Source organism: Pseudomonas vlassakiae (assembly GCF_014269035.2).
Classification (GTDB): Bacteria; Pseudomonadota; Gammaproteobacteria; order Pseudomonadales; family Pseudomonadaceae; genus Aquipseudomonas; species Aquipseudomonas vlassakiae.
This window is the reverse complement of sequence record NZ_JABWRP020000039.1, coordinates 1-3,697: the sequence shown is the minus strand read 5'-3', so window position 1 is coordinate 3,697 and position 3,697 is coordinate 1. Positions and strand designations below refer to the sequence as shown.

Below are 3,697 nucleotides of genomic sequence, written 5' to 3'. Positions count from 1 at the left end.
GCTGTACCGCACCGGCGACCTGGCGCGCCAGCGCGAGGACGGGGTGATCGAATATGCCGGGCGCATCGACCACCAAGTGAAGATCCGCGGCCTGCGCATCGAACTGGGCGAGATCGAAGCGCGCCTGCAGGAACAGGATGCGGTACGTGAGGCCGTGGTGGTGGCGGCGGACGGCCCAAGCGGCAAGCAGCTGGTGGCCTATGTAGTGCCAGAGCCGACCTCCCTGGCACGCACTGAAGCCGAGATCCAGGGTGGCTACCTGCAAGGCGTCAAGGCGCAATTGCTGGATGTGCTGCCGGACTACATGGTGCCAGCGCAGTGGGTTTTGCTCGAACAGATGCCGCTGTCGCCCAACGGCAAGCTCGACCGCAAAGCCCTGCCCAAGCCCGACCCGGCACAAGCGCGTAGCGAATACCAGGCACCGCGTAACGCCCTGGAGCAACGCCTGGCGCTGATCTGGCAGGACGTGCTGCGTCTGCCGCAGGTCGGCGTGGACGATAACTTCTTCGAACTGGGCGGGGACTCGATCATCTCCATCCAGATCGTCAGCCGGGCGCGCCAGGCCGGTATCCGCTTCGCCCCGCGTGACCTTTTCCAGCACCAGAGCATTCGCCGCCTGGCCACCGTGGCGCAACTGAGCGAGACCCTGCAGATCGACCAGGGACCCGTGACCGGTGAGGCGCCGCTGCTGCCCATTCAGCGGACGTTCTTCGCCAGCGACATCCCCAACCGTCAGCACTGGAACCAGTCGTTGCTGCTGGCCCCGGCCGAGCCGCTGGACAGTGAACGGCTGACCCAGGCCCTGGCCGCGCTACTGCAGCAGCATGATGCCCTGCGCTTGCGCTACCAGCAGGTCAACGGCGAGTGGGTGCAGGCCCATCAGCACCAGGCAGGCGCCGAAGGGCTGATCTGGCGGCATCAGTTGCCCAGCCTCGATGATCTGCCGGCGTACTGCACGCACGTACAGCGCAGCCTCGACCTGGGCACAGGTCCCATGCTGCGCCTGGCACTGATTACCCTGCCGGAGGGTACACAACGGCTGTTGCTGGCGATTCACCACTTGGTCATCGATGGTGTTTCCTGGCGCATCTTGCTGGAGGACCTGCAGGCAGCTTATCGCCAGCTGCAGGCGGGGCAGGCGCTGCAGTTGCCAGCCAAGACCAGCTCGTACATGGCCTGGGGCGAGCGCCTGAGCGAACATGCCCGCTCCGCGGCCATGGCCGAGCAGCTCGGCTACTGGCAACAGTTGCTGGACGGCGCGCCGCAGGCGTTGCCGCGAGACAATCCCGACGGGGCGATGGACAACCGGCATGCCCGCAGCATCAGCACCCGGCTGGATGCCACCCGTACCCGGCAACTGCTGCAGGAAGCACCTGCGGCATACCGCACTCAAGTCAACGACCTGCTGCTGACCGCCCTGGCCCAGGTCATCTGCGCCTGGAGCGGCGAATCGTCAGCGCTGGTGCAACTGGAAGGGCACGGTCGCGAGGATCTGTTCAGCGACATCGACCTGTCGCGCACGCTGGGCTGGTTCACCAGCATGTTCCCGGTGCGACTGGCCCCGGCTGACGACCTTGCCACGTCGATCAAGGGCATCAAGGAACAGCTGCGTGCCACCCCGGACAAGGGCTTGGGCCACGGCCTGCTGCGCCACCTGGGCAGCCCCGAGGCACGCGCAGCGCTAGCTGCCTTGCCGCAGCCGCGCATCACCTTCAACTACCTGGGGCAATTCGATGGCGACTTCGCTGAGGGTGCACTGTGGGTGCCGGCCAGCGAAGGGCGCGGCGCCGGGCAAGACCCGCAGGCGCCGCTGGGCAACTGGCTGAGCGTCGATGGTCAGGTGTTCGGGGGCGAGCTGAACCTGAACTGGACCTTCAGTGGCGAGGTCTATGCCGAGGCAACCATCGCCCACCTGGCCGAGGCCTACCAGCAGGCGCTGGAGGCGCTGATCGCGCACTGCCTGGTCGAGGCCCACGCCGGGCTGACGCCGAGTGACGTGCCCTTGGCCGGGCTCGACCAGGCACAGCTCGATGCGCTGGCGCTGCCGGCCCGGGCCATTGCCGACATCTACCCGTTGTCGCCCATGCAGCAGGGCATGCTGTTCCACAGTTTGTACGAAGCCAGCGGCCGCACCTACGTCAACCAGATGCGCCTGGATATCCGTGGCCTTGACGTCGAGCGCTTCGCCAGTGCCTGGCAGCAGGCAGTCGACCGTCACGAGCTGTTGCGCGCAGGCTTCCTGTGGGACGCCGGGCTGGAGGCGCCGCGCCAGGTGATCCATCGCCAGGCCCGCCTGCAGATCACCGTGGAGCAGAGCGGCGCCGCTTCTGCCAGCCAGCTCGATGCGCGTGCCAGCGACGAACTGCACCGCGGATTCGATCTGGCCTGTCCGCCGCTGCTGCGGCTTTGCCTGGTGCGCACTGGCGCTGACAGCCATCACCTGATCTACACCAGTCACCATATCCTGATGGATGGCTGGAGCAACTCACGCCTGCTTGGCGAGGTGCTGCAGGCCTATGCGGGCCAGACCGTCGCTGCGCCGGAAGGCCGCTATCGGGACTACCTTGCATGGTTGCAGGGCCAGGACCAAGCGGCCAGCGAGCGCTTCTGGCAGGCCCAGCTGGCGCCCCTGGAGGAACCGACCCGACTGGCCCTGGCCTGCGCCCGGGCGGGCTCCGCCGAGCCTGGCCAGGCGCTGCACAGCGCCCGGCTGAATGTCGAACAGACCCAGCGCCTGCAAGCGTTCGCCCGACAGCAGCAGGTCACCCTCAATACCCTGGTGCAATCGGCCTGGCTGCTGCTGTTGCAGCGTTACACCGGCCAGCGCAGCGTGGCGTTCGGCGCCACCGTTTCCGGGCGCCCGGTGGAACTGCCGGGGATCGAGCAGCAACTGGGCCTGTTCATCAACAGCTTGCCGGTGATCGCCACACCGGACGGCGCGCTCAGCGTCGCCCAGTGGGCCCAGGCGGTGCAGGCGCAGAACCTGGCCTTGCGCGACCACGAACATACGCCGCTGGCAGACGTGCAACGCCTGGCCGGGCGCAATGGCGAGGCGCTGTTCGACACCCTGCTGGTGTTCGAGAACTACCCGGTGTCCGAGGCCCTGCAGGCGGCCCCGGGCGGGCTTGGCTTCAGCAACCTGGGCTACAGCGAGCAGAGCGGTTATGCGCTGACGCTGATTGCCCAGGTGGGTGTGGAACTGGAGCTGGCCTTCAACTACCTGACCCAGGACTTCGCCGAAACGACCATTCGCCGCATCGCCGGGCAACTCACCCAGTTGCTGCTGCAGTTCATGGCGCAGCCGGATAGCCCGTTGGGTGAACTGCCGCTGCTGGAGGCCTATGACCGCCAGCAGGTGATCGAGCAGTGGAACGCCACGGCACGCGACTACCCGGGCACGCCGTACGTGCATCAGCGGTTCGAACAGCAAGCCGCCCGTCAACCGCAGGCGCCGGCCCTGACCTTTGCCGAGCGTACCTTGAGCTATGCCGAACTCAATGCCGAGACCAATCGCCTGGCTGAACATCTGCGCGGCCTGGGCGTCGGCCCGGACGTGCTGGTCGGCATCGCCGCCGAGCGCTCGGTGGAAATGGTCGTCGGCCTGTTGGCGATCCTCAAGGCCGGTGGCGCCTATGTGCCGCTCGATCCGGAATACCCGCAGGACCGCCTGGCCTACATGTTCGAGGACAGCGGCATG

The 3,697-nt window shown here is 67.2% G+C and carries 1 protein-coding gene; it reads left to right on the top strand.

The window, feature by feature from the left end; translation table 11 throughout:
- A partial coding sequence (locus HU738_RS25645; protein WP_217871531.1) for a condensation domain-containing protein occupies positions 1–3,697 on the top strand: 3,697 nt, incomplete at both ends.